The 25,426-nt window shown below is 67.3% G+C and carries 24 protein-coding genes; 12 read left to right on the top strand and 12 right to left on the bottom strand.

Annotated features, from left to right (window positions below):
* Positions 1-91: 91 nt before the first annotated feature.
* Complete coding sequence (lgt, locus tag AC1RB9_RS01765) at positions 92-892, bottom strand: prolipoprotein diacylglyceryl transferase (RefSeq protein WP_003112963.1); 801 nt, start codon at positions 890-892, stop codon at positions 92-94.
* 9 nt (positions 893-901) lie between these two features.
* Positions 902-1,705, bottom strand: coding sequence for a sulfite exporter TauE/SafE family protein (locus AC1RB9_RS01760; protein WP_003110587.1), 804 nt, complete (start codon positions 1,703-1,705; stop codon positions 902-904).
* Positions 1,706-1,826: 121 nt separating this feature from the next.
* On the opposite strand from AC1RB9_RS01760, the gene AC1RB9_RS01755 reads away from it, so the two are divergent.
* Positions 1,827-2,582 (top strand): NRDE family protein, encoded by a 756-nt coding sequence (locus AC1RB9_RS01755; protein WP_003112962.1) that lies wholly within the window; start codon positions 1,827-1,829, stop codon positions 2,580-2,582.
* A 3-nt stretch (positions 2,583-2,585) separates the two neighbouring features.
* Here AC1RB9_RS01755 and AC1RB9_RS01750 read toward each other — a convergent pair whose 3' ends face one another.
* The 3 genes from AC1RB9_RS01750 to AC1RB9_RS01740 all read right to left on the bottom strand — a co-directional run bounded on the left by AC1RB9_RS01750 (position 2,586) and on the right by AC1RB9_RS01740 (position 6,523).
* The gene (locus tag AC1RB9_RS01750; protein ID WP_003459222.1) at positions 2,586-3,623 is read right to left on the bottom strand and encodes a sensor domain-containing diguanylate cyclase; all 1,038 of its coding nucleotides are present in this window, start codon (positions 3,621-3,623) and stop codon (positions 2,586-2,588) included.
* A 118-nt stretch (positions 3,624-3,741) separates the two neighbouring features.
* Positions 3,742-6,021 (bottom strand): phosphoenolpyruvate--protein phosphotransferase, encoded by a 2,280-nt coding sequence (gene ptsP / locus AC1RB9_RS01745; protein ID WP_003084404.1) that lies wholly within the window; start codon positions 6,019-6,021, stop codon positions 3,742-3,744.
* Between the two features lie 22 nt (positions 6,022-6,043).
* Positions 6,044-6,523: an RNA pyrophosphohydrolase gene (locus tag AC1RB9_RS01740; protein WP_003084400.1), complete on the bottom strand. Its 480-nt coding sequence runs from the start codon at positions 6,521-6,523 to the stop codon at positions 6,044-6,046.
* A 203-nt stretch (positions 6,524-6,726) separates the two neighbouring features.
* Between AC1RB9_RS01740 and AC1RB9_RS01735 the strand changes: the two genes are divergently transcribed.
* Positions 6,727-7,380 carry a histidinol-phosphatase gene (locus AC1RB9_RS01735; protein WP_003110585.1) on the top strand — a complete coding sequence of 218 codons (654 nt, stop codon included), beginning with the start codon at positions 6,727-6,729 and terminating at the stop codon, positions 7,378-7,380.
* Between the two features lie 49 nt (positions 7,381-7,429).
* Complete coding sequence (locus tag AC1RB9_RS01730; RefSeq protein ID WP_003459221.1) at positions 7,430-8,671, top strand: MFS transporter; 1,242 nt, start codon at positions 7,430-7,432, stop codon at positions 8,669-8,671.
* On the opposite strand, the gene AC1RB9_RS01725 is transcribed toward AC1RB9_RS01730, so the two are convergent.
* The 4 genes from AC1RB9_RS01725 to ilvA form a co-directional block, all read right to left on the bottom strand.
* A complete protein-coding gene (locus tag AC1RB9_RS01725; protein WP_003158448.1) occupies positions 8,644-9,111 on the bottom strand; it encodes a DUF2269 family protein in 468 nt (155 codons plus the stop codon). The two genes, AC1RB9_RS01730 and AC1RB9_RS01725, sit on opposite strands and share 28 nt — an antisense overlap.
* Positions 9,108-10,379: an SDR family oxidoreductase gene (locus AC1RB9_RS01720; protein ID WP_003142610.1), complete on the bottom strand. Its 1,272-nt coding sequence runs from the start codon at positions 10,377-10,379 to the stop codon at positions 9,108-9,110. The genes AC1RB9_RS01725 and AC1RB9_RS01720 overlap by 4 nt, the downstream gene beginning before the upstream one ends.
* 50 nt (positions 10,380-10,429) lie before the next feature.
* Positions 10,430-10,897, bottom strand: a complete 468-nt coding sequence (locus AC1RB9_RS01715; RefSeq protein WP_003112958.1) for a DUF2269 domain-containing protein — start codon at positions 10,895-10,897, stop codon at positions 10,430-10,432.
* Between the two features lie 119 nt (positions 10,898-11,016).
* Positions 11,017-12,555 carry a threonine ammonia-lyase, biosynthetic gene (ilvA, locus tag AC1RB9_RS01710; RefSeq protein WP_017001827.1) on the bottom strand — a complete coding sequence of 513 codons (1,539 nt, stop codon included), beginning with the start codon at positions 12,553-12,555 and terminating at the stop codon, positions 11,017-11,019.
* Between the two features lie 234 nt (positions 12,556-12,789).
* Between ilvA and rpiA the strand changes: the two genes are divergently transcribed.
* Together rpiA and AC1RB9_RS01700 are read left to right on the top strand one after the other, a co-directional pair.
* Positions 12,790-13,461 carry a ribose-5-phosphate isomerase RpiA gene (gene rpiA, locus AC1RB9_RS01705; protein ID WP_003084386.1) on the top strand — a complete coding sequence of 224 codons (672 nt, stop codon included), beginning with the start codon at positions 12,790-12,792 and terminating at the stop codon, positions 13,459-13,461.
* 122 nt (positions 13,462-13,583) lie between these two features.
* Complete coding sequence (locus AC1RB9_RS01700) at positions 13,584-13,916, top strand: YegP family protein (RefSeq protein ID WP_003117874.1); 333 nt, start codon at positions 13,584-13,586, stop codon at positions 13,914-13,916.
* Positions 13,917-13,958: 42 nt separating this feature from the next.
* Here the strand turns inward: AC1RB9_RS01700 and AC1RB9_RS01695 are convergent, their stop codons facing one another.
* A complete protein-coding gene (locus tag AC1RB9_RS01695; RefSeq protein WP_003459220.1) occupies positions 13,959-14,684 on the bottom strand; it encodes a CatB-related O-acetyltransferase in 726 nt (241 codons plus the stop codon).
* 289 nt (positions 14,685-14,973) lie between these two features.
* Between AC1RB9_RS01695 and AC1RB9_RS01690 the strand changes: the two genes are divergently transcribed.
* A complete protein-coding gene (locus AC1RB9_RS01690) occupies positions 14,974-16,917 on the top strand; it encodes an autotransporter outer membrane beta-barrel domain-containing protein (RefSeq protein ID WP_033873973.1) in 1,944 nt (647 codons plus the stop codon).
* 39 nt (positions 16,918-16,956) lie between these two features.
* Here AC1RB9_RS01690 and AC1RB9_RS01685 read toward each other — a convergent pair whose 3' ends face one another.
* The gene (locus AC1RB9_RS01685; protein WP_003118774.1) at positions 16,957-17,922 is read right to left on the bottom strand and encodes a calcium-regulated protein CarP; all 966 of its coding nucleotides are present in this window, start codon (positions 17,920-17,922) and stop codon (positions 16,957-16,959) included.
* Positions 17,923-18,249: 327 nt separating this feature from the next.
* On the opposite strand from AC1RB9_RS01685, the gene AC1RB9_RS01680 reads away from it, so the two are divergent.
* The 6 genes from AC1RB9_RS01680 (at position 18,250) to aphB (ending at position 24,966) form a co-directional block, all read left to right on the top strand.
* A complete protein-coding gene (locus tag AC1RB9_RS01680; RefSeq protein WP_003112954.1) occupies positions 18,250-19,299 on the top strand; it encodes an ABC transporter ATP-binding protein in 1,050 nt (349 codons plus the stop codon).
* Positions 19,296-20,225, top strand: coding sequence for an ABC transporter permease (locus tag AC1RB9_RS01675; RefSeq protein WP_003112953.1), 930 nt, complete (start codon positions 19,296-19,298; stop codon positions 20,223-20,225). Before AC1RB9_RS01680 ends, AC1RB9_RS01675 begins: the two co-directional genes overlap by 4 nt.
* A complete protein-coding gene (locus AC1RB9_RS01670) occupies positions 20,222-21,010 on the top strand; it encodes an ABC transporter permease (protein WP_003117870.1) in 789 nt (262 codons plus the stop codon). The genes AC1RB9_RS01675 and AC1RB9_RS01670 overlap by 4 nt, the downstream gene beginning before the upstream one ends.
* Positions 21,011-21,057: 47 nt before the next feature.
* Positions 21,058-22,101, top strand: coding sequence for an ABC transporter substrate-binding protein (locus tag AC1RB9_RS01665; protein WP_003084365.1), 1,044 nt, complete (start codon positions 21,058-21,060; stop codon positions 22,099-22,101).
* A 420-nt stretch (positions 22,102-22,521) separates the two neighbouring features.
* Positions 22,522-23,916: an APC family permease gene (locus tag AC1RB9_RS01660; RefSeq protein WP_003112951.1), complete on the top strand. Its 1,395-nt coding sequence runs from the start codon at positions 22,522-22,524 to the stop codon at positions 23,914-23,916.
* 15 nt (positions 23,917-23,931) lie between these two features.
* Positions 23,932-24,966 (top strand): acetylpolyamine amidohydrolase AphB, encoded by a 1,035-nt coding sequence (gene aphB / locus AC1RB9_RS01655; protein WP_003110574.1) that lies wholly within the window; start codon positions 23,932-23,934, stop codon positions 24,964-24,966.
* 80 nt (positions 24,967-25,046) lie between these two features.
* On the opposite strand, the gene AC1RB9_RS01650 is transcribed toward aphB, so the two are convergent.
* Positions 25,047-25,397: a calcium-regulated protein CarO gene (locus AC1RB9_RS01650; protein WP_003084357.1), complete on the bottom strand. Its 351-nt coding sequence runs from the start codon at positions 25,395-25,397 to the stop codon at positions 25,047-25,049.
* Between the last annotated feature and the right edge of the window lie 29 nt (positions 25,398-25,426).

The following is a 25,426-nucleotide window of genomic DNA, read 5'->3' as shown; positions in this document are numbered from 1 at the left end:
GGCGCAAGCCATGCACGCCCTGGAGCGGAAAGCCGGCTGCCCGGAGCGGATGACGCCTGCGACGTTATCCGCCCCGGGCACGAAAAGCGGCTCAGGCCGCCTTCGGCTGCGCCGCGTCGCGGCGGTAGGCCCAGACCATCAGGGCAATGCCGGCCAGCACCATCGGTACGCAGAGCACCTGGCCCATGGTCAGCCAACCCCAGGCGAGGTAGCCGAGCTGGGCATCCGGCACGCGGACGAATTCGACAACGAAGCGGAAGATCCCGTAGCACAGCACGAACAGGCCGGAGACCGAGGCGGTCGGCCGTGGCTTGCGGGTGAACAGCCAGAGGATGACGAACAGCGCCACGCCTTCCAGGGCGAACTGGTACAGCTGCGAGGGATGCCGCGGCAGCGGGCCGCCGTTGGGGAAGACCATGGCCCAGGGCACATCGCTGACCTTGCCCCACAGTTCCGAGTTGATGAAGTTGCCGATGCGCCCGGCGCCCAGGCCGATGGGCACCAGCGGGGCGATGAAGTCCATCAGCTGGAAGAAGCTCTTGCCATGGCGCTTGCCGAACCACCAGACCGCCAGCATCACGCCGAGCAGGCCGCCATGGAAGGACATGCCGCCTTTCCAGACCTCGAAGATCAGCGTCGGGTTGGCGATGTACTCGTCCAGGTTGTAGAACAGCACGTAGCCCAGGCGGCCACCGAGGATCACGCCGCAGGCGACCCAGAAGACCAGGTCGGAAAGGCGCTCCTTGGTCCAGGTCGGGTCGAAGCGCTTCATCCGGCGCGACGCCAGCAGCCAGGCGCCGCCGATCCCGATCAGGTACATCAGCCCGTACCAGTGGATCTTCAGCGGGCCGATGGCCAGCGCAACCGGATCGATCTGGGGATACGTCAGCATCGATAACTCCTACGACAGAAAAGCGAGATCGGGGGTCAGGAAACTTATGCCCACGCTGAACAGCAGCAGGGCGAACAGTCGCTTGAGTACGCGCGGCGACAAACGATGCGCCAGGCGCGCGCCGAAGCGGGCGAACAGCATACTGGTGGCGGCGATGCCGACCAACGCCGGCAGATAGACGTAGCCCAGGCTCCACTCCGGCAACTGCGGGTTGTGCCAGCCGACCGCGATGAACGACAGAGCGCCGGAAATGGCGATAGGAAGGCCGCAGGCCGAGGAAGTCGCCACCGCCTGCTGCATCGGCACGCTGCGCCAACTGAGGAAAGGCACGGTCAGCGAACCGCCGCCGATGCCGAAGATCGCCGAGGCCCAGCCGATCACCGCGCCGGCCAGGGTCAGGCCGCCCTTGCCGGGCACCTCGCGGCTACCCTTGGGCTTGAGGTCGAGAACCATCTGCAAAGCGACCAGGATGGCGAACACCCCGATTATCTTCTGCAACAGCGGCCCCTTGATCTGCGCCGCGGTCAGCGCGCCGAGGGCACTGCCGATGAGGATGCCGAGGGTCATCCAGGCGAACACCGGCCAGCGCACCGCGCCGCGCCGATGGTGTTCGAGAATGGAATTGATCGAAGTGAAGACGATGGTCGCCAGGGAGGTGCCGACCGCCATCTGGGTCAGGACGTCGCCGCCGAAACCGTGCGCGGTGAAGCTGAAGACCAGCGCCGGGACGATGATCAGGCCGCCGCCGACGCCGAACAGTCCGGCCAGCACGCCGGCACAGGCGCCCAGCACGATATAGAGGAGAAACTCCATGCACGCCCCCGTTGGAAAGCCGGCATGGTAACGGAATTGCGCGCCGTGCGGCAGGCGTCGTGCTTGAACGGCGATGGCGGATGCCTTTAGCCTGACGGCCAGCCCATCCCAAGGATCGCGCATGTGCCTGATCGTCTTCGCCTGGCAACCGGGGCACGCCCTGCCGCTGCTGGTCGCCGCCAACCGTGACGAATTCTATGCCCGCCCGAGCCTGCCGCTGGCGGCCTGGGAGGACGCCGAGGGGGTATTCGCCGGACGCGACCTGGAGGCCGGCGGCACCTGGCTGGGGCTCGGCCCGGCCGGCCGTTTCGCCGCCCTGACCAACGTCCGCGATCCGTCGCAGGCTCTCGGCAAGCGCTCCCGTGGCGAACTGGTGGCGGACTTCCTGCGCGGCGGCGGCAACCCGGCCGACTACCTGGCGCAGGTCGCCGGGCGCGCCGCGGACTATTCCGGCTTCAACCTGCTCATTGGCGATCGCCATCAGCTCTGGCACTACAACCCCCGCGTAGGGCCACCGCGCCTGCTGCCGGCGGGGATCTACGGGCTGTCCAACGCGGCCCTCGATACGCCCTGGCCGAAGCTGCTCAAGGCTCGCGCCGCCCTCGCCGAGCGGCTTGCCGAGCCGCATCCGCAGGCCCTGCTGGAGCTGCTGGCCGACGCAGCGCCGGCCGCCGACGGCCAGTTGCCGGATACCGGCGTGGGTCTGGCCACGGAACGCCTGCTCTCCAGCGTGTTCATCGCCAGCCCGAGCTACGGCACTCGCGCCAGCAGCGTCGTACGGGTACACGCCGACGGCACGCGGGAGATGATCGAGCGCAGCTTCGGGCCGTCCGGCGCCCGGCTCGGCGAGGTCAGCCTGGTGCTGCCGCCAGGCTGACCTTCAGCAACAGGCCACGCAATCGCGACGCTGCTTGGCCCGATAGAGGGCGTCGTCCACCCGGCACAGCAGCAGGTCGAGGGTCTCGCCATCATTCAGCACGCCGACGCCAAAGCTGGCGGTCAACCGCTCGCCCATCTCGAAGGACTGCGAGCGAACCCGCTGGCGCAGGCGTTCGGCCAAGGCCGCCGCGGCCTCCAGGCCGGTTTCCGGGAGCAGCAGGATGAACTCCTCGCCACCCCAGCGCGCCAGCACGTCGACCTCGCGCAGCTCGCTGGCAACCAGGCGGCCGAAGGCGACCAGCACGCGATCACCGGTGGAGTGGCCGAACAGGTCGTTGATCCGCTTGAAGTGATCGACATCGATCATCACCAGTGCCGTGGCGCGTCCATGGCGCTGCCGGCGCATCCATTCATGGTGCAGGCACTGCTCGAACTTGCGTCGGTTGTACAGCTCGGTGAGCGGATCGATTTCGCTCAGGCGCTGGGCCTCGGCCATCTTCGAGGCCAGCGCCTGGTTGACCCGGTGCAGCGCCTCGGTGCGCTCGGCCACCAGTTCCTCGAGACGCAGGTTCCAGTCGAACAGTTCCTCGTTGCGCTGCTGCAACTCCAGCTCGACCAGCTTGCGCTGATGGATCTCGTGGTGCGCACCGATCATCCGCCGCGGCTCGCCGCGCTCGTCGAACTCGACGAAACGCCCGCGATCGCTGATCCACAGGTAATCCCCGCTGTAGGTGCGGCAGCGGTATTCCTCGCAGTATTCCGGGCTTTCGCCGTCGAGGTAGGCCTGGAAGCTGGCCATCACCCGCGGATAGTCCTCGGGATGGATGATGTTCTTCCAGGTCTCCACGCTCTCCGGCAGGCTATGCGGCGGATAGCCGAGCATCAGGTACCAGCCGGCGCTGCGGCTGACCTGGTTGGTCGCGATGTTCCAGTCCCAGATCCCGTCGCTGACGATCTCCAGGGCATATCGCAGGGTTTTCTCAAGGTCTTCGCGTGACAGCGGAAGAAGACCTGGCGGCTTCGACGCCCGTTCGTCCATTTTGCGGCAATCCCTCGCACGTTCGACTGGCCAGTGGCCTCTACCGAATGGCAGGCAGTCTATACGCTTGCGGGGAAAGCGTAAGCGCCGCACGACGAAGCGTCCGGCGCGCGGGAAATCAGGGCTGGACGGTAGCCGCCGGGTTGATCACGCGACCCAGGCCGAGGTTGCGCAACGCCAGGTGCAGCGAGCTGTGGATGACCTGCGGGTTGTCGAAGGTGAGCAACTGGCCGAGCAGGTCCCGGGCCTTGTCCAGGGTGATCTGGCGCAGCAGCCACTTCACCTTGGGCAGGTTGGTGGCGTTCATCGACAGGCTGTCGAAGCCCATCGCCATCAGCAGCACGGCAGCCGCGGGATCGCCGGCCATCTCGCCGCAGATGCTCACCGGCTTGCCTTCCAGGTGGGCATCGTCGACCACCTTCTTCAACGCATGCAGAACGGCCGGATGCAGGTAGTCGTAGAGGTCGGCGACCCGCGGATTGTTGCGGTCGACCGCCAGCAGGTACTGGGTCAGGTCGTTCGAACCGACCGAAAGGAAGTCGACCTGGCGGGCCAGCTCGCGGGTCTGGTACACGGCGGCGGGAATCTCGACCATCATGCCGATGGGCGGCATGGCGATGTCCACGCCCTCGTCGCGCACCTCGCCCCAGGCGCGGTGGATCAGGTGCAGGGCCTCTTCCAGCTCGTGGGTGCCGGAGATCATCGGCAGCAGGATGCGCAGGTTGTCCAGTCCTTCGCTGGCCTTGAGCATGGCGCGGGTCTGGACCAGGAAGATCTCCGGGTGGTCGAGGGTGACGCGGATGCCGCGCCAGCCGAGGAACGGGTTGTCTTCCTTGATCGGGAAGTAGGACAGCGCCTTGTCGCCGCCGATATCCAGGGTGCGCATGGTCACCGGCAGCGGGTGGAAGGCACTGAGCTGCTCGCGGTAGATCGCCAACTGTTCCTTCTCGCTGGGGAAGCGGTCGTTGATCATGAACGGCACTTCGGTGCGGTACAGGCCCACTCCCTCGGCGCCACGCTCCTGGGCGCGGGCGACATCGGCGAGCAGGCCGGTGTTGACCCAGAGCGGCATGCGGTGGCCGTCGAGGGTCTCGCAGGGCAGCTCGCGCAGGGCCGCCAGGCCCTTGCTCAGCTCGCGCTCCTCGGCGACCACGTCGCTGTACTGGCGCACCAGCTCGGCGGAGGGGTTGGTGTAGACCTCGCCGTGGTAGCCATCGACGATCAGGTCGATACCGTCGACCTTGGAGTACGGCAGGTCGACCGCCCCCATCACCGTGGGGATGCCCATGGCACGGGCGAGGATCGCCACGTGCGAGTTGCCCGAGCCGAGCACCGAGACCAGGCCGACCAGGCGCCCTTCCGGCACCTCGCCGAGCATCGCCGGCGACAGCTCCTCGCTGACGATGATGGTCTGTTCCGGGTAGGTCAGGTTCTGCTTGCGTTCTTCCTGGAGGTAGGCGAGCAGGCGGCGACCTATGTCCTTGACGTCGGAGGCGCGCTCGCGGAGATAGGCGTCGTCCATCAGCTCGAAGCGCTGCACGTGCTCCATCACCACCTGGCGCAGGGCGCCCTGGGCCCACTGGCCGGTACGGATGATGCGCTTGACCTCGTTGCCGATGGAGGCATCGTCGAGCATCATCAGGTAGACGTCGAACAGCGCGCGTTCTTCCTTGCGCAACTGGCTGGCGAGCTTGCTCGACAGCGCGCGCATGTCGGCGCGAACGCCCTCCAGGGCCTGCTTGAACAGGGCGATCTCGGCGTCGATGTCGTCGACCTGCTTGTCCGGCACCACTTCCAGGTCGGCCGGCGGCAACACCACCACCGCCTTGCCCACCCCGACCCCGGGGGCGCCGGGCACGCCGACGAACTTGGCTTCCTGGATGCCCTTGCCGAGCTTGCCCAGGCCGCGGATCGAACCGGTCGCCTCGGCATGCGCGATGACCCCGGCGAGCTGGGCGCTCATGGTGACGAGGAAGGCCTCCTCGCCTTCGTCGAACTGGCGGCGCTCCTTCTGCTGCACCACCAGCACCCCCATCACCCGCCGATGGTGGATGATCGGCGCGCCGAGGAACGACGCGTAGCGCTCCTCGCCGGTCTCGGCGAAATAGCGGTAGCGCGGGTGGGCGGCGGCGTTCTCCAGGTTGAGCGGCTCCTCGCGGGTGCCGACCAGGCCGACCAGGCCTTCGCTGGGAGCCATGCTGACCTTGCCGATGGAACGCTTGTTGAGGCCTTCGGTGGCCATCAGGACGAAACGCTGGGTCTCGGTGTCGAGCAGGTACACCGAGCAGACCTGGGTACCCATGGCTTCCTTGACCCGCTGCACGATGATGCCCAGCGCCGCCTTCAGATCCTTGGCGGAGTTCACTTCCTGGACGATCTTGCGCAGCGTGTTGAGCATGCTCGGGGCCTTGTCTCCGTGTTCAGTCCCGCGCCAGAAGGCGCGGGGCCAGTTCCTTCAGGGCGCGGCGGTAGACCTCGCGCTTGAAGGTCACCACCTGTCCCAGGGGGTACCAGTAACTCACCCAGCGCCAGCCGTCGAACTCGGGCTTGCTGGTGATATCCATGCGCACGCGCGCCTCGTCGGACATCAGCCGCAGCAGGAACCATTTCTGCTTCTGGCCGATGCACAGCGGCTGGCTGTGGGTCCGCACCAGGCGCTGCGGCAAACGGTAGCGCAGCCAGCCGCGGGTGCAGGCCAGGATGCGCACGTCCCCGGCCTCCAGCCCGACTTCTTCGTTCAACTCGCGATACAGCGCCTCTTCCGGCGTTTCGCGATCATTGATGCCTCCCTGCGGGAACTGCCAGGCTTCCTGATTGATACGCCGCGCCCACAGCACCTGCCCCGCCTCGTTGGCGAGAATGATGCCGACATTCGGGCGAAAACCATCGGAATCGATCACGCTGGGACATCCTCGAAATCGCATGTGCCCGCATTGTTCCATAAAGCTTGTGATAGCGGCAACGCGCGGCTTTGCGACTCGTGCGGGGAGGATACAGGGCCGGCAAAAGCCGGTAGGCTAGGGGCTTTCCCAAGGCCCGGTGGGAGCCTTCGCAAAAGGCTCTCGCGGCCCTTCCGCCACCCGCCAACCGATGGAGTCACCCCGTGCGTCTGGCCCTTTTCGATCTCGATAACACCCTGCTCGCCGGCGACAGCGACCATAGCTGGGGCGAATGGCTGTGCCAGCGCGGCCTGGTCGACGCCGCCGAATACCAGGCGCGCAACGACGCCTTCTATGCCGACTACGTCGCCGGCAAGCTCGACGTCCTTGCCTACCAGGCCTTCACCCAGGCGATCCTCGGTCGCACCGAGATGGCCCAGCTGGAAACCTGGCACCGCCAGTTCATGCAGGAAGTGATCGAGCCGATCGTGCTGGCCAAGGGCGAGGCGCTGCTCGCCGAGCACCGCGCCGCCGGCGACCGGCTGGTGATCATCACCGCCACCAACCGCTTCGTCACCGGCCCGATCGCCGAACGGCTCGGGGTGGAGACCCTGATCGCCACCGAGTGCGAGATGCGCGACGGCCGCTACACCGGGCAGACCTTCGACGTGCCCTGCTTCCAGGGCGGCAAGGTGGTGCGCCTGCAACGCTGGCTCGACGAGAACGGCCTGGACCTGGAAGGCGCCAGCTTCTACAGCGACTCGCTGAACGACCTGCCGCTGCTGGAAAAGGTCAGCCGGCCGGTGGCCGTCGACCCCGATCCGCGCCTACGCGCCGAGGCGGAAAAACGCGGCTGGCCGATCATTTCCCTGCGTTGACCCACTGACAAGCGCGCCGTCCGACGGGCGGCGCCACGGCGGCCCCAGGATGCCCCACACAGCCCCCGCTCCCGGCTCGCTGCGGCCGGTCGTGATCGTCGCCCTGGTCACCGCGCTATGCCTGGCCGGCGATTCGATGCTTTATATCGCCTTGCCGATCTACTGGCACGAGGTCGGCCTGGAGGCGCTCTGGCAGGTCGGCGTGCTGCTGTCGATCAACCGCCTGATCCGCCTGCCCTTCAATCCGCTGATCGGCCGCCTGTACAAGCACCTGGCACTGAAGACCGGCCTGCTCCTGGCGGTCGTCATCGGCGTGCTGAGCACCGCCGGCTACAGCCTGGCCAGCGGTTTCCTGGCCTGGGGGCTGCTGCGCGGACTGTGGGGGATCGGCTGGTCGTTCTTCCGCATCGGCGGACTCTCGGCGGTGGTCTACTGCGCCGCCGACCACCAGCGCGGCCGCGCCATGGGCCTGTACAACGGCCTCTACCGCCTGGGCAGCCTGGTCGGCATGCTGCTCGGCGGGCTGCTGGTGCCGGTCCTCGGCCTGCCGGCGCTGGCGCTGTCCTTCGCGCTCCTGGCACTGCTCGGCCTGCCGCTGCTGGCGAAGGGTTTCGACCTGCCGGAGAGTCCCGCCGGACATGCGCGGACCTCCGCCGCAACGGCAGCCACCAGCGTCGCCAGGCGCCCGCCGCCGCGCGGCCTGGTGATCCTCAGCGGCTTCGCCACCGCGCTCCTGATCCAGGGCGTACTCGCCGCCACCCTGAGCGCGCTGATCGCCCGCAGCTTCGGCACCGAGGTCAGCCTGCTCGGCCTGGCGCTCAGCGCCGCCGGCCTCTCCGGGATCATCCAGGCCCTGCGCTGGTCCTGGGAGCCCTGGCTGGCCGGGCGCTTCGGTGCCTGGTCGGATGGCCCGCGCGGGCGTCGGCGCTTCTACGTGGCTGCGCTACTGGTCGGCGCAATGGGCTTCGGCCTGCTTTCCAGCAGGCTGCCCATTCTCGCCTGGCTGGCCATCGCCCTGCTGGTGATGCTGGTCGCCACCGCCCTCACCACCCTGACCGACGCCCTCGCCGCCGACGTCGCCCGCGCCGGCGACGTGGTCGGCTTCATGACCCGCTATTCCATCGTCCAGGACCTCGGCGCCGCGCTGGGCCCGGCCCTGGCCTTCCTCCTGCTGGAGCGGCCCGGCGGCTTCGCCTGGTTGTACTGGGGCGGCTCCCTGGCGTTCCTGGTCCTGGCGTTGCTCTGGTTGCGCCGAGGGGACTCTCAGACCGGCTTGTTGACCATCAGGTAGAAGATGACCATGAAGGCGATGAAGGCCGGCCAGCCGAGGATGAACCAGGCGTTCATGTAGCGGTACGCCAGCGGTTCGATGGGCCGCGCCTCGCGCAAGGCCGCCTCGGCCATGTCGCGTACGCGGATCTGCAACCACACCACCGGTAGCCAGCAGAGCCCGGCGAACACGTAGAGGCCCAGGCTCCACAGCAACCAGCCCTGGGCCAGCGACCAGCCGGCGACATGCACCATGGCCAGGCCGCTGAGCGGCTGGAACACCGCGGTGGTGGCGATGAACAGCCAGTCGGCGGCGACCAGGTGGCGGAAGGTCACCGCGATCACCGGCAACTGCCCGCTGCGCCAGGCGCGCAGGGCGTAGTAGGCCGACCCCAGGCCGGTGCCGAAGAGAATGGTCGAGGAAAGGATATGCAGGGTTTTCAGCAGCAGGTAAAGGTTCATCCACGGGCCTCCCTGGCTCGAGGTTCGTCACCCAGCAGCCAGAGCGTGGCCACCATCAGCACGATGTTCTTGCCGACCGCCATGTAGGGGTCGTACCAGTAGTGCGGCAGGATCAGGCTGATCGCCAGGCTGTAGCCAAGCATCAGCCAGAACTGCGCCAGCAGCGCGCGCCGGCGCCAGCGGCGGAGCAGCAGGCCGACGCCGAGCGCACCGTCGAGCAGGGCCCCGGCGATCACCGCCAGGCTCGCCGGCCAGCCGTGGATGCCGGCCTCGCCGAGGATCCGCAGGCCCCAACCGTAACCCGGCCCCAGGCAGGCGACCAGGGTACCCAGCCAGATCAGCACCAGGGCCGCCAGCATCAGCGGCCGCATCAGCGCCGCCAGGCTGCGTGCCGCCTGCGGCCAGCCGAGCAGGCGACTGGCCAGCGGCGCGCAACGATAGCCGCAGGCCGCATCGAGGAGTGCCGGGTCGGCCAGGTTGTCGTGGCGCACCAGCTTCAGCATCGATGGACTCAGTGTCCGCCAGCCAGCACGCCGGCCAAGCCCGCCCAACGCATCGAGAAGCGCCGCGGGCGGCACCGCATAGCGGCCGCGCGGCCAACCCTGGGCGCGGCGCAGCTCGTCCAGCAGCTCGCCCTGGGTCAGCGCCTGCGGACCCACCAGCGGAATCACCTGCGCCCGCTCCGGCCAGCAGCGCAGCAAGGCCAGCACCGCGCCGACCAGGTCCTCGACATGCAGCGGTTGCAGGCGCGCGCGATTGTCCAGCAAGGGAATCAGCGGTAGCGGCGACAGGCGTTCCAGCCAGGCGCTGCTGGCGCCGCCCGGCCCCAGCAGCAGGGACGGGCGCAGCACCAGCGCCGGGATGCCCAGTTCCAGCAGGTGGCGGTCGGCCGCCGCCTTGCTGGCGAGGAAGGCCACGTCCGGGTGCGCACCGGCGCCCAGCGCGGAAATCTGCAGGACCTTCGCCCCATGGGCTGCAGCGAGGTCGAAGAGTGTTCGCGCGCCGCTGTCCTGGACGCGAGCCATGCTCGCCTCGTCGAGGCTCATGGTGCCGGCGGCATTGATCAGCAGGTCGACCCCGGCGGGCCAGGCGAAGCTGTCCGGCCTTTCCGCAAGCCGCTCCAGGTCGAGCGCCAGCCAGCGTACGCCGGCAGGCGCATCGACCGGCGGGCGGCGCGCGGTGAGGAGCAGTTCGTGTCCGGCGGCGAGCAGCGCCGGGAGCAGGTGCCGCCCGACGAAACCTCCCGCGCCTACCAGCAGAATACGCATGCGTTCCTACAGAACCGGCGAAAGCCGGTGAAGTCCATTTCGTTGGCGTTTCAGAGCGGCTTGCTGACCATCAGTACCGCCACCGCGATGAAGCTGGCCGCACCGAGCAGGGCCATGACCAGGCCCACCTTGATCTCGCGCAGGGTCTGCTCGCCCAGCGCGGCCCCCGCCGTCTCGGCGGCGCCGGCCTGGTGCTGGACCCGCGCCAGGCGGCCGGCGAGGACCAGCCAGAAGATGCAGCCGAGCAGATAGAGGCAGGCGCCGAACAGCAGCCAGCTCTGGCCCAACGGCCAGCCGGCCAGGTGCACCAGCCACCAGCCGCTGACCGGCAGGGCCAGCAGGCTGAGCCCCAGCAGCGGCCAGCCGATCAGGCGGACCCGCTTGAAACCGCGCGCGACCCGCGCCGCGTCGCCCGTCCGCCAGCTGCGCCAGGCGTAGAACGCCAGGCCGAGCAGGCCGCCGAACAGCAGCACGGTGGCGACTCCGTGGAGAATCTTGATCTGGAGAAAATGTTCCATCAGCGCATCCTTGTCCGTGTTCCCGGCCCGTTTGAGGGGCCGGGGGCGGGCTCAGTTCCCGAGGAAGGAGATCACCTGCCCGTGAAGCTTAGCAGCCCGTGTCGGCGAGCCGCCGCGGGTCAGCCGAGGAACAGCTGGTAGGCCGGGTTGGCGGTCTCGTCCCAGTACGGATAGCCGATCGCCTCCAGGGTCTGCGGGATCAGGTGGCGCTCGTCTTCCGGCACCTGCAACCCGGCCACCACCCGGCCGTCGGCCGCGCCATGGTTGCGGTAGTGGAACATCGAGATGTTCCAGCGCCCGCCGAGCTTGGTGAGGAAGTTGAACAGCGCGCCGGGCCGCTCGGGGAATTCGAAGCGGAACACCATCTCGTCGCTGACTTTCACCGCATGGCCGCCGACCATGTGGCGGATGTGCAGCTTGGCCAGTTCGTTGTCGGTCAGGTCGAGGACCGGGAAGCCCTTCTCGCGCAGATAGGCCACCAGCGCCTCGCGCGGGTCGTTCTCCGGGTGGGTCTGCACGCCGACGAAGATGTGCGCCTCGCTGCCGCTGTGGTAGCGATAGTTGAACTCGGTGATCTGGCGCTTGCCGACCGCCTCGCAGAAGGCCTTGAAGCTGCCCGGCCGCTCGGGAATGGTCACCGCGATGATCGCTTCGCGGCGCTCGCCCAGTTCGGCGCGTTCGGCGACATGCCGCAGGCGATCGAAGTTGACGTTGGCGCCGGAGTCGATCGCCACCAGGGTCTGCCCCTCGGCGCGCTCGCGCTCGACGTACTTCTTGATCCCGGCCACCGCCAGCGCGCCGGCCGGCTCGGTGATCGAGCGGGTGTCGTCGTAGATGTCCTTGATCGCCGCACAGATCTCGTCGGTGCTGACGGTGATCACTTCGTCGACGTGGTCCTTGCAGATGTCGAAGGTGTGCTGGCCGATCTGCGCCACCGCCACGCCGTCGGCGAACAGCCCGACCTGGCCCAGCACCACCCGCTCGCCGGCGGCCATGGCCGCCTGCAGGCAGTTCGACTCGTCCGGCTCGACGCCGATCACCTTGATCTCCGGACGCAGGTACTTGACGTAGGCGGCGATGCCGGCGACCAGTCCGCCACCGCCCACCGGGACGAAGATCGCATCGAGGCGGCCGGGCTGCTGGCGGAGGATCTCCATGGCCACGGTGCCCTGGCCGGCGATGGTGTCCGGATCGTCGTAGGGATGGACGAAGGTGTAGCCCTTCTCGTCGACCAGCTTCAGCGCGTGGGCCAGCGCCTCGGGGAAGGCGTCGCCGTGCAGCACCGCCTTGGCGCCGTGGGCGCGCACCGCCTGGACCTTGATCTCGGGGGTGGTCTTGGGCATCACGATGACCGCCCTGATCCCCTGCCGCTTGGCCGCCAGGGCCAGGCCCTGGGCGTGATTGCCGGCCGAGGCGGCGATCACCCCGCGGGCCTTCTCCTCCTCGGTGAGCTGCGCGACCTTGTTGTAGGCGCCGCGGATCTTGAAGGAAAACACCGGCTGCAGGTCCTCGCGCTTGAGCAGGACCTGGTTGCCGAGGCGTTCGGACAACTGGCGGGCGGGTTGCAGGGGCGTTTCCACCGCGACGTCGTAGACGCGCGAGGTGAGGATCTTCTTGACGTATTGTTCGAGCATCGGAGGCGGTTCGGCGGACTTCACGGAAGCCCGGAGTCTACTCCAGGCCCGCCGGGCGGACTACCGGCGCGCCGCAGGAAAACACCGCGACTGCCGGTCATCCGGGGCAAGACCGGAGGACGCCAGGCCGCTATAATTCGTCCCTTCGTATCGCAGCGGCACAGGACGTGCCGGAAACCCGCCGGGCCGCCCCGGCCGCGCGCACCCTCCGCCTGCGCCGCCGGGACGGCCGGCCAGGCAACCAGACAGGCACCCGGGATGAACCAGGATCAGCTCAAGCAGGCAGTGGCACAGGCCGCCGTCGACCACATTCTTCCGCACCTCGACAGCAAGAGCATCGTCGGCGTCGGCACAGGCTCCACCGCCAACTTCTTCATCGATGCCCTGGCCCGCCACAAGGCCGAGTTCGACGGCGCAGTAGCCAGTTCGGAGGCCACCGCCAAGCGCCTGAAGGAGCATGGCATCCCGGTCTACGAGCTGAACACGGTCAGCGAGCTGGAGTTCTACGTCGACGGCGCCGACGAAAGCAACGAGCGCCTGGAGCTGATCAAGGGCGGCGGTGCCGCGCTGACCCGCGAGAAGATCGTCGCCGCGGTGGCCAAGACCTTCATCTGCATCGCCGATGCCAGCAAGCTGGTGCCCATCCTCGGCCAGTTCCCGCTGCCGGTGGAGGTCATCCCGATGGCTCGCAGCCACGTCGCCCGCCAACTGGTGAAGCTCGGCGGCGATCCGGTCTACCGCGAAGGCGTGCTGACCGACAACGGCAATATCATCCTCGACGTGCACAACCTGCGCATCGACAGCCCGGTGGAACTGGAAGAGAAGATCAACGCCATCGTCGGCGTGGTCACCAACGGCTTGTTCGCCGCCCGCCCGGCCGACTTGCTGCTGCTCGGCACCGCCGACGGCGTCAAGACCCTCAAGGCCTGAGCCCGCTCGCCCCAGGCCGATGACCGGAGCGGGGCGACACTGCAACAAAAGCGGCTACGCTGTGTCTCAGCAGACGGCTGGTCCGTTGCGATCCGCCTCACCCTGTGAACAAGGAGCTAGACATGGCAGCCAAATTCCATCTGAAGAAAGCGAAAGACGGCCAGTTCCACTTCAACCTGCATGCCGCCAACGGCGAGATCATTCTCACCAGCGAACTGTACAAGGCCAAGGACTCGGCGCTCGGCGGCATCGAGTCGGTGCGCAAGAACTCCCAGCGCGACGGTGCCTTCGAGGTCAAGCCGGCCAGCAACGGCAAGTTCCACTTCGTACTCAAGGCCACCAATGGCCAGGTCGTCGGCCAGAGCCAGCTCTATGCCAGCCAGGCCAACGCCGAAGCCGGCGTGCAGTCGGTGAAGCGCGCAGCGCCGGAAGCCGGTCTCAGCGACGAAAGCTGACCCAGCCCTGGCCGCCGTCGACACCGGCGGCGGCTGCGGGCCTCAGGACAGCCATTCGATGGCGAACGGCTTGTGCCGGATGCGCAAGCGCTGCGCCTCCTGGCACGCCTGCGGCGGCCGACGCTCCAGCGCCTCGACGCAGGCCTGCGGATCGTCCAGCGGCAATTCGCCAAGCACGTCCAGCGGCAACTCCCACCAGCGACTCGCCAGCAGTCGCTCGATCAGCTCCGGCGCGAAGCGATAGCGGAGCACCCGCGCCGGCGAGCCCGCCACCACCGCGTAGGGCGGCACGTCGCGATTGACCAGCGATTGCGCGCCGATCACCGCGCCGGTGCCGATCTCCACCCCATCGAGGATCAGCGCGTCGCGCCCGATCCATACATCGTGGCCGATCCGCGCCGGGGTCGCTTCGCGCTCGGGCTGCAACGGCTTGCGCAACAGCTTCGGATTGGCGGTGAAGGCGTGGGTGCTCAGCCAGTGCATTGGATGCGAGCGGCGCGGCTGACCGATCACCACCCCGGTGGCGATCGAGCAGAAGCGGCCGATGCTGGCCACCTCCAAGAACTCGCAGCCGCTGACCACGTCGGTATAGGCGCCGACCTCCAGTGCCGGCGAATGGATCTTCGCCTTGCCCAGCTTCACGTTCGGCTCCAGCGTCACCTGCGTGCCGTCGCGCAGCGTCTCGACCCCGCTGGCCATGCGGCAACCGTGACGTGCCAGGGCCTTCTTCAGGCGACGGTTGAGCAGGGCTTCGCGGAAAATGTTCATGCGACGGGTATCCAGGAGATCGGCAGGGCGAGCACTGTAAATCGACCGCTCGCGGTTACCAAGCCCCGAAACGGGAAGTCACGCCCCAATACCGGCCATCGCCGGTAACACTACGTCCAGCACGAAGCTTCCCGCCCATCGCCAGGAGCGACGCTTCTTACAACCTGGCGACACCGCAGGTCGACCAGGCGTCACTTCGTGCCACCGGGACATGAAACGGTCCGCATCCTGCTTTCCGCGGCGCGAGCATCATTCGATGCACCATCGTACCGACACAGAGGAAAGTGCCGTGTTCAAACCATTAGCTGTCGCTGTAGGCCTGGGATGTGCCGCGCTGTCGTTGGGCGCCAACGCCTACCAATACGGGGAATACGCCGGGGAGACCCTGGAGCGCCTGATCACCGACTACCCGGGCCGCTATCGCGGCACCGCCAGCTTCGCCGGCGCCAGCGAACTGATGCAGTCGCGCCTGGGCTTCGGCCACCAGACCAGTCGCCAGGACTTCACCTGGGCCGGCAACCGCAGTTCGCAGAACGTCATCGCCTCGGCGCCCGGTAGCAGCGGGAAGTTCCTGGTACTCGGCGCGCACTACGACACCTACTACGGTCGCCCGACCCTGCAGGGCCTGGACGATAACGCCTCGGGCGCGGCGGTGCTCACCGAGATCGCCCGCAACCTCGGCGGCATCGCCCTGGAGAACGGCCTCGAGGTGGTCGGTTTCGGCGCCGAGGAGGAAGGCCTGCGCGGTTCGCGTGCCTACGTCGAGTCCCTCGACGCCAGCCAGCGCGCCAACCTGCTGGGAATGATCAACCTCGACAGCCTGGTCACCGGCGACAAGATGTACGCCCATGCCGGCTCCAACAGCGTGTCCAGCCCGGCCCTCGGCGCCTACCGCGAACAGATCCTGCGCATCGCCCGCGAGCTGGACATCCCGTTGTTCACCAACCCCGGCCTGAACGCCGAATACCCGGCGGGTACCGGCTGCTGCAGCGACGGCGAAAGCTTCAACGGGATGGACATCCCGGTGTTGTTCATCGAGGCGACCAACTGGGAACTGGGCGACCTGGACGGCTACGAGCAGACCGACAACCCGGCGATTCCCGGCGGCTCAACCTGGCACGACCCGGCCGAGGACAACAAGGAAGTACTGACCAACGCCCTCGGCCAGGAGCGCATCGAGCAACGCATGCGCGACTTTTCCCGCCTGCTGACGCGCCTGGTGCTGGAGCTGACCAACGCCGACCTGCTGGCCTCCACCGCCTCCGGCGGCGCCCTGGCGCGGCAGATGGAAGACCAGTTGCAGCGCCAGCATCAGGCACTGACCCGCCTGCACGACCGCCGCTGGCTGACCCTGCTCGGCAGCAACCGGCCGGTAGGCAGCTTCGACGGCGAGGTGGGCGCGGAGGGCGAGGTCTCGCCGGACAGCGGTTTCGACATGCCTGGCAATCCGGAGTCCAGGCGCGCCGGCGTGCATCTGCTCGGCGACTACCGCTACAGCGAGGCCCTGACCCTCGGCGGCAGCCTGGCCTTCCAGCGCAGCCGCGACAAGCTGGACCATGGTGGGCGCATCGAGGGCGACACCTGGCAGCTCGGCCTGTTCGGCCTGTACAACGACGGCGGTCCGGAATGGCTGGCCGGCGAGCTGAACCTCGGGCATACCCGCTACGACAGCAAGCGTTCGGTCTACCTCCAGGCCGCCGGCGGGCCGGTGCTGCTCGACCAGCGTCTGTCGGGCGACACCTCGGCCTGGTCCTGGGGCGCCCGGCTGGAAGGCGGCTATGACTTCAGCTTCGGCGAACTGCGGAGCGGGCCGCTGGCCGGCCTCGACTACATGCACTACCGCATCGACGACTTCCGCGAGGACGAGGCCCTGCGTACCGCACTCGGCTACGAGAAGCAGGACTACGACTCGCTGGAGGCGAGTCTCGGCTGGCGCCTGCGCGGCGAGCTGGCGCTGGGCGCGAGAATGCGCCTGCAACCCTACGCCAGCCTGCGCTGGGTCCGCGAGCTGGCGGACGGACGCCTGGACGACATGGACCTGACCAGCCGCGGCGACGGGCGTGTCCGGGTCGCCGACATGGGCGGCGTGGACAAGGATTTCGGCCGCGCCCAGCTTGGCGCGCAACTGGCGATCACCGAGCAGCTCGGGGTCTTCGCCGAAGCCAACAGCCGCTTCGCCCACAGCGAAGGCAACCAGGCGGGCTATTCGCTCGGGGTGAACTGGCAGTTCTGAGCGGGCCAGGGGACGCTCCTGCCGTCCCCGTAGGCCGCGTCAGGGCTGCGCCGGCTCGTCCTTGCTGAACACGTAGAACAGGTTCGGCTCGCTGACCAGGTAGAGCACGCCACGGTCGTCCATCGCCACGCCCTCGGCCTGCGGCACGCTGCGCTTCAGGCCGTGCATGCCGCGCAGCAGCGACAGGGTGCTGACCGGCTCGCCGTCGGTGTCCAGCTCGACTACCAGACGCGACTCGTCGGACAACGCCAGCAGGTGCCCGGTGCCCTCGTCGAACTGCAGGCTGGACAGGTCGCGGACGAACAGGCGCTTGTCGCGCCCGGGGTCGTCCACCACGTGCACGGCGAACGGTTTGTCCGCCTGGGTGTGGGGGAAACCGTGGATCTCGTAGATGCGCACCGGGTCACGCTCCTTGGCGACGAACAGGCGCTTGCCCTCGGCGTCGTAAGCTAGCCCTTCGAAACCCTTGTTGCCGTTGAGGCCGATACCCAGCGAAAGCTGCTGGGCATCGGCAGCGTCGATGAAGCGCGTGTCGTCCTCCAGGCGCACCTTGACCAGGCGTTGCTGGCGCTCGTCGGTGATCACGTAGACGCCGCGGCTGATGTACTCGATGGCCTCGGCGTCGCCGAAGCCGGTCAGCGGGATGGTCCGCAGTACCTTGCCCTGCAAGGACAGCTCGATGATCTGCGCCGGCTGGTTGGTCACGGTGAACAGGGTGCGCCGGTCGGGATCGAAGGTCAGCGCGGAAACGTCGTCGTTCAACCCCTCGATGGGCTGCGCCTCGATCCGCACGCGGTAGTCCGGCAGCCATATCGAGCGCTCTTTCCAGGCATCGGCGTGACGCCACTCCTGGACGGCGAACCAGGCCCGGTCGAAGACCCGGAAGCTCTGGCCGAGAAGGACCAGCGCGGACAGCGCGACCAGCAGGACGGCCAGCAGCAGACGGCGAGGCGTGAAAGCTCGGGACATGGAAAACGGCTCGGGAGTTTGGGCGTGGATAGTCATAGCATAGAGCCTGTACGCTGTATGGAAACGGGCTGCGCCCGACCTTTCCTACGCAAGCTACGGCTCCAGGCTGAAGCCAAGCTTAAAGTCAGCCAGCCGCCCGGGCGACTCGGACAGGTCCGAGTTTCCTGTCCGAAAGAGACGACAAGAGAGCATCCGCAGTCTTCTTCCAGCGCCACCAGATTGGCCTGTTCGATCCCTTATTGGCCGCATCTATCGTTCTGCGCCCGCGGCGCCCCGGTCATTATCGAACCGCAGCAGGTGAAGCGGGCCCCAGAAACCGCAAAACCTCAACAATAACAACTGCTTGACTGCATGGAATTCAGCATGACCAGCGCGATAGCCATCGAGCGGATCTGCATGGAATTCGGTACCCCCGGCCAAGGCCTGAAGGCCCTTGACGATGTGTCCCTGGATATCCACGCCAACGAATTCTTCACCCTCCTCGGCCCTTCCGGCTGCGGCAAGACCACCCTCCTCCGCCTCATCGCCGGCTTCGAACAGCCCAGTTCCGGCAGCATCCGCCTCTATGGCGAACACATGGAAGGCCTGCCGCCGTTCCGCCGCCCGGTCAACACGGTGTTCCAGAGTTATGCGCTGTTCCCGCACATGAGCGTCGCCGACAACATCGGCTTCGGCCTGGAGATGCAGGGCCGCCCGCGCAGCGAGATCGACGCCACCGTGAGCCGCATGCTCGACCTGGTGAAGCTGCCGGAGGTCGGCAAGCGCCGCGCCGACCAGTTGTCCGGTGGCCAGCAGCAACGCATCGCCCTGGCCCGCGCGCTGGCCAGCCGGCCCAAGGTGCTGCTGCTCGACGAGTCGCTGTCGGCGCTGGACCTGAAGCTGCGCAAGGAAATGCAGATCGAGCTGAAGCGCCTGCAGCACGAGACCGGGATCACCTTCATCTTCGTCACCCACGACCAGGAGGAAGCGCTGACCATGTCCGACCGCATCGCGGTGATGAGCAAGGGCAAGGTGTTGCAGGTCGGCACGCCCAGCGACATCTACGAGGCGCCGCTGAACCGGGCGGTCGCCGACTTCATCGGCGAAACCAACTTCCTCGAGGGCCAGGCCGACGCCGACGGCGTGCGCCTGGCGGACGGCCAGCGGCTGGCCGCGACGACCCCGGGCAGCGGCGCTGTGACCCTGGCGATCCGCCCGGAGCGCACCGAACTGGCCGCCGACGGCCAGTTGGAAGGCGTGCTGGAAAACATCGTCTATGTCGGCACCGATACCGTCTACCACCTGAACGTGGCCGGACAGCCGGGCTTCCGCGTGCGCCAGCAGAACCGCGACGGCGCACGCTGCCCGCACAGTCCGGGGGCGAAGGTGCGGGTGCGGATTCCCGCCGCCGCCATCCGGGTGCTCGCCGAATGAGCACCGCCGGCCGACCTACCGCGCAACAGTCGGCCGAACGCCGGCAGCTGCGTCGGCGCCTGCTGCTGAGCAGCCCGGCGATGCTGATGCTGGTGCTGTTCCTGGTGATCCCGCTGGGCATCATGTTCGCCGTGTCGATCCAGCAATCCGGCGACTACGGCGGAGTGAAATGGGGCCAGCACAGCCTGGAGGCCTACCTCAATTTCCTCTGGGAACGCGACCTGGACGACAGCCTGGTGTTCAACGCCGACTACCTGGGCATCTTCCAGCGCTCGTTCTGGCTGTCGCTGCTGACCACCCTCGGCTGCCTGGCGCTCGGCTTCCCCACCGCGCTGTACCTGGCGTTGCAGCCGGAACGCCGGCGCAACCTGCTGCTGTTCCTGGTCACCGTGCCGTTCTGGACCAACCTGCTGGTGCGGGTCTACGCCTGGATCCTGCTGCTGCGCAACGGCGGGCTGGTAGACGCCGGCCTGCAAGGCATCGGCCTGACCGACACCGGGCTGGGGCTGCTCTATACCGACAACGCGGTGATCATCGGCCTCCTTTATACCTACCTGCCGTTCATGGTGCTGCCGATCTACAGCAGCCTGGAAAAGATGGACTGGCGCCTGGTGGAGGCGGCATTCGACCTCGGCGCCAACCGCTGGAAAGCGCTGCGCCGGGTGATCGTGCCGCTGGCGATGCCGGGGATAGTCGCCGGCTGCATCCTGGTATTCATCCCGGCCCTGGGCAGCTACATCATTCCGGAATTGCTCGGCGGCGGTAAGGCGCTGATGATCGGCAACCTGATCCAGCTGCAATTCGGTACCGCGCACAACTGGCCGTTCGGCGCCGCCCTTTCGTTCGCCCTGCTGGCCTTCGTCCTGCTGGCGATGCTGATCTACAACCTGCGCTTCCGGGCCAACGCCGGCGGAGGCCAGCCATGAACGGCCGCAATCCACTCTGGACCTTCAGCGGCGTGCGCCAGGCCGCCTGGCTGTTCTTCGCCTTCCTCTACATCCCGATCCTGGTGCTGGTAGTGCTCAGCTTCAACAGCGGCCAGTCGGCGACGCTCTGGGAGAGCTTCAGCCTGAAATGGTATGTGGTGGTGGCCAACGATCCGGAAATCCTCCGCGCGGCGAAGAACTCGCTGCTCGTCGCCACCCTCGCCACCCTGGCCTCGACCGTCCTGGCCACCCTCGCCGCGCTGGGCATGCGCGGTCGCGCCTTCCGCGGGCAGACCCTGATGAACGGCGTTCTCGGCCTGCCGCTGCTGGTGCCGGAGATCGTCACTGCGGTGGCGACCCTGATGTTCTTCTCCTTCATCGGCCTGAAGCTGTCGTTGTTCACCATCCTCATCGCCCACATCGTGTTCTGCATCCCCTTCGCCTACCTGCCGATCCGCGCCCGCCTGGAGGGCCTGGACCCGCGCCTGGCGGAGGCCGCCGCCGACCTCTACGCCTCGCCGTGGAAGGCCTTCTGGAAAATCACCCTGCCGCTGCTGATGCCCGGCGTGCTGTCCGGGGCGATGCTCGCGTTCATCATCTCGATGGACGATTTCGTCATCACCTATTTCGTCGCCGGCGCCGGCGCAACCACCCTGCCGGTGTACATCTTCAGTTCCATTCGCATGGGCATATCCCCGAAGATCAATGCGATTTCCTCGATCATCCTCATGATTTCCATCGCCTTCGTCGCCCTGTCGTACTACCTCGGCCAACGCCGCCGCTGAGAACCTGCCTCCACGAAGAAAAAACAGAAGATCGCCAGGAGTCCATCATGACCTACCGCACACCGCTCACCCTGCTCTTCGCCGCCGGTCTAGCCCTGGGCGGCCAGGCTCGCGCCGAAGGCACCCTGCACTTCGCCAACTGGTCGGACTACTACCCGCCGGAATTGCTGAAGAAGTTCGAGAAGGACACCGGGATCAAAGCCACCCTCGACGCCTACGACAGCAACGAGACGCTGCTGGCCAAGCTCAAGGCCGGTGGCGGCGCCTACGACGTGGTGGTGCCGTCGGACAGTTTCATAGAAATATTCGTCAAGGAGGGGCTGCTGCAAAAGCTCGACAAGAGCCAGTTGCCGAGCCTGGGCAATCTGAAGGAAAACTTCCGGACCCTTGGCTTCGATCCCGGCCACGACTACAGCATTCCCTATCTCTGGGGCACCACCGGCTACAGCTACGATACGGCGAAGGTGCCGGGCGGCAGGCTGGAAGAAAGCTGGAAGCCGTTCTTCGAACCACCAGCCGAGCTGAAAGGCAAGGTGGTGGCTCTGAACTCCATCGAGGAACTGTTCATTCCCGCCACCTACTACCTCGGCATCGACGAATGCACCGAGGACGCCAGGGAAGCGCAGAAGGTCCTCGACCTGCTGCTCAGGCAAAAGCCGGCGCTGGCCATGTACAACAGCGACGGCACCATCGAGCGCATGGCCGCCGGCGAGGTCGCCATGCACCAGCAGTGGAACGGCGCCTTCCACCGCGCCCACGCCCAACGCGCCAGCCTCGAATACGTCTATCCGAAGGAAGGCATCCGGCTGTTCATCGACAACTTCGCGATTCCGCGCGACGCCAGCAACGTCAAGGAAGCCCACGTCTTCATCGACTGGATGATGCGCCCGGAGAACATCGCCGCCGCCTCCAACTTCGCCAAGTACAACAACGCCATCGTCGGCTCGGAGAAATTCATGGAGAAAGCACTGTTCGACGACCCGGCGATCAACACCCCGCAGGACAAGCTCGACCGCCTGAAGCCGTTCAAGCTCTGCTCGCCGAAAGCCCTGGCGTTGCGCAGCAAGGTCTGGACCAAGCTTAAGAAATGATCGACGCGGCGCTGGCGGCCAGCTCGCGCCAGCGCTGGCCGGCCAGCCAGCTTGGCCATTTCGATCCCTTTTTGACCGTCTACAGGGTTCTCCCCGGCGAAACCGGATTGCTAGAGTCGAACCGCGCCCTCCTCGAGGGGTCGCCCGGAGCCGCGGAAACGGCGCCGGCAGAGCCCAAGGGAACCTCGCGACCGCGAGCTAGAAATCCAACAAGAACGCTTCCTGAGAACGCCATGAACACTATCGACGCCCCAACGCCCGTGCCCGCACACGCCGCGCGCCCTCTCGTCACTGCCATTTCCACCGACCCGGCGGAAACCCCAGCGGTTTTCCACTAGCCCGTCCATTCACCCGGCGCAGGAAAGGTCCGCCCAAGCGGCCGCCTGCGGGATCGATACGGCATTTCGCGAGGAGCGGAACATGGCCAGCGAACGCAACAACGGCATCCTCATCGGCGGCAAGCGCCCCGAGTACGTCCACAGCGCCCAGGGCACCGGCCTGCGGCGCATCCTCGGGCTTCCCGCCCTGGTCTTCTTCGGGCTGGTCTACATGGTTCCGCTGACCATGTTCACCACCTACGGGGTAGTCACCGAGATCACCGGCGGTCGTACCGCCAGCGCCTACCTGATCACCCTGGCGGCGATGCTCTTCACCGCCTTTTCCTACAGCTTCATGGTGAAGAAATATCCCATCGCCGGCTCGGCCTATTCCTATACCAGCCTCAGCTTCGGCCCCTGCGTCGGCTTCCTCGCCGGCTGGTCGCTGCTGCTCGACTACCTGTTCCTGCCGATGATCAACTACCTGCTCATCGGCCTGTTCCTCAACATCGCCTTCCCGATGGTGCCGGCCTGGGTCTTCGTGCTCGCGGCGATCGGCCTGGTCACCGTGCTCAACGTGATCGGCATCAGCTCGGTGGCCGGCATGAGCAACGTGATCGTCGGCGCCCAGTTCGTCTTCGCCGTGGTGTTCGTCGCCATGGCGGTCAAGCACCTGGCCGGCATCCCCTCGCTGGACCTGAGCCTGCCCTTCGTCGGCGACGGCAGCCAGCCGGGCTTCGCCCCGTTGATGGCCGGCGCGGCGGTGCTGTGCCTGTCGTTCCTCGGCTTCGACGCGGTCTCGACCCTGGCCGAGGAAACCCGCGACCCGCAACGCGACATCCCGCGCGCCATCGTCATCACCACGGTCGGCGCCGGCCTGCTGTTCACCGTGCTGGCGGTCTTCAGCCAACTGGTGTTCCCCGGCAGCGTATTCCAGGACGCCGAGTCGGCGGCCAACGAAGTGATGCTGGCGGCCGGCGGCAAGTTCCTCGCCAGCTTCTTCACCGCCGCCTACGTCGCCGGCGCCGCCGGCTCGGCGCTGGCCTCGCAGGCCTCGGTGTCGCGCATCCTCTACAGCATGGGCCGCGACGGCATCCTGCCGCGGCGCGTGTTCGGCAGCCTCTCGGAGCGCTTCAAGACGCCAGTGATCGCGATCCTGGTGGTCTCGGTGATTTCCCTGCTGGCGGTGGTCATCGACCTCACCACCCTGGCCTCGATGATCAGCTTCGGCGCGCTGGTGGCGTTCTCCGCGGTGAACCTGGCGGTGATCCGCAGCTACCTGCTGCTCGACGGCCGCCGCGCCCCGCGCGACCTGCTGCGCTACGGGCTGGTGCCGGCCATCGGCCTGGGCCTGACCCTGTGGCTGTGGACCAGCCTCTCGGCGCTGACCCTGGTGATCGGCCTGACCTGGTTCGCCGCCGGCCTCGCCTACCTGGCGTTGCATACCGGCGGTTTCCGCCGCAAGGCGCCGACCGTGACCTTCTCCGAACAGAACTGAGCCCGGGAGCCCGACATGCTGACCATCTACAGCGACGACCATCGCCTGCACCACGGCCGGCACGAACTGATCGGCGGCCAGTTCACCCCCTGCTTCGAAAAACCCAGCCGCGCCGACATGGTCCTCGACCGCGTGAAGGCCGTCGGCCTCGGCGAAGTCCGCGCACCGCGCGACTTCGGCCTGGAACCGATCCGCCGGGTGCACAGCGAGGGTTTCGTGCGTTTCCTGCAGAACGCCTGGCAGGACTGGCTGGCCACCGGCCGCAGCCACGACATGCTGCCGATCGCCTGGCCGACCCGGCGCCTGCGGCAGACGGAGCCGGACAACATCGACGGTCGCCTCGGCTACTACTCCTTCGACGCCGGCGCGCCGATCACCGCCGGGACCTGGCAGGCGATCACCAGTTCGGCCAACGTCGCCCTCAGCGGCCAGTCCGAACTCGCCAACGGCGCGCGCTCGGTATTTTCGCTCTGTCGCCCGCCGGGCCACCACGCCGCGGCCGACTACATGGGCGGCTATTGCTTCTTCAACAATGCCGCCATCGCCGCCCAGGCCTTCCTCGACCGGGGCGCCGGGCGGGTGGCGATCCTCGACGTCGACTACCACCATGGCAACGGCACCCAGGACATCTTCTACGACCGCGCCGATGTGCTGTTCACCTCGATCCACGGCGATCCGCGCTTCGAATACCCCTATTTCCTCGGCTACGCCGACGAGAAGGGCAACGGCGTCGGCACCGGCTACAACTTCAACTACCCACTGGCGGCCGGCAGCGACTGGGCGACCTGGAGCCAGGCGCTGCAGGCGGCGATCCGGCAGATCCAGGCCTATGCGGCGGACGTCCTGATCGTTTCCCTGGGGGTGGATACCTTCAAGGAGGACCCGATTTCCCAGTTCCGCCTGGACAGCCCCGACTACCTGCGCATGGGCGAAGCCATCGGCAAGCTCGGCCTGGCCACGCTGTTCGTGATGGAGGGAGGCTACGCGGTGGAGGAAATCGGGATCAACGCAGTGAACGTGCTACAGGGTTTCGAAGGGGTTCACCGGTAAGCCCGCCCGCAACTTCGCCCGGTCGGAACGCGAAACGGCCCACCTCCCGGAAGAGAGGCGGGCCGTTTCGATTCAGGGCCTTACTTGATCACTTCGACGAACTCGACGTCGATCTCGCGGCCGACCAGGTCGCGGTCGACTTCGCCGGTCAGCTTGACCCGGGTCTTGTCGTTGATTTCCATCGGCGGGAAGTCTTCGTCGTCGATCTCGACCTTCATGCTGCCGGTGGCATCGCGGAACTCGTAGATGTCGCCCTTGATGCGCTTGACGATGGTGCCCTGGAGGACCACCGGGGTGTCGTCGGCGGCTTCCAGCGCGGCCTTCACCGTGGTGGTGGTCGGGGTAGCGCCCGGGCCGGTATAGCCGGCGGCCAGGGTGACGGTGGAGAACAGGCCGATGGCAGCGATGAGGGGCAGGTGACGAAGTTTCATGGGTAACGCCTCGTAGTTGGTTTCGATGG

This window comes from Pseudomonas sp. 20-5, from assembly GCF_056782835.1.
The sequence above is the reverse complement of the archived record's forward strand: the minus strand, read 5'-3'. Positions and strand labels throughout refer to the sequence as shown.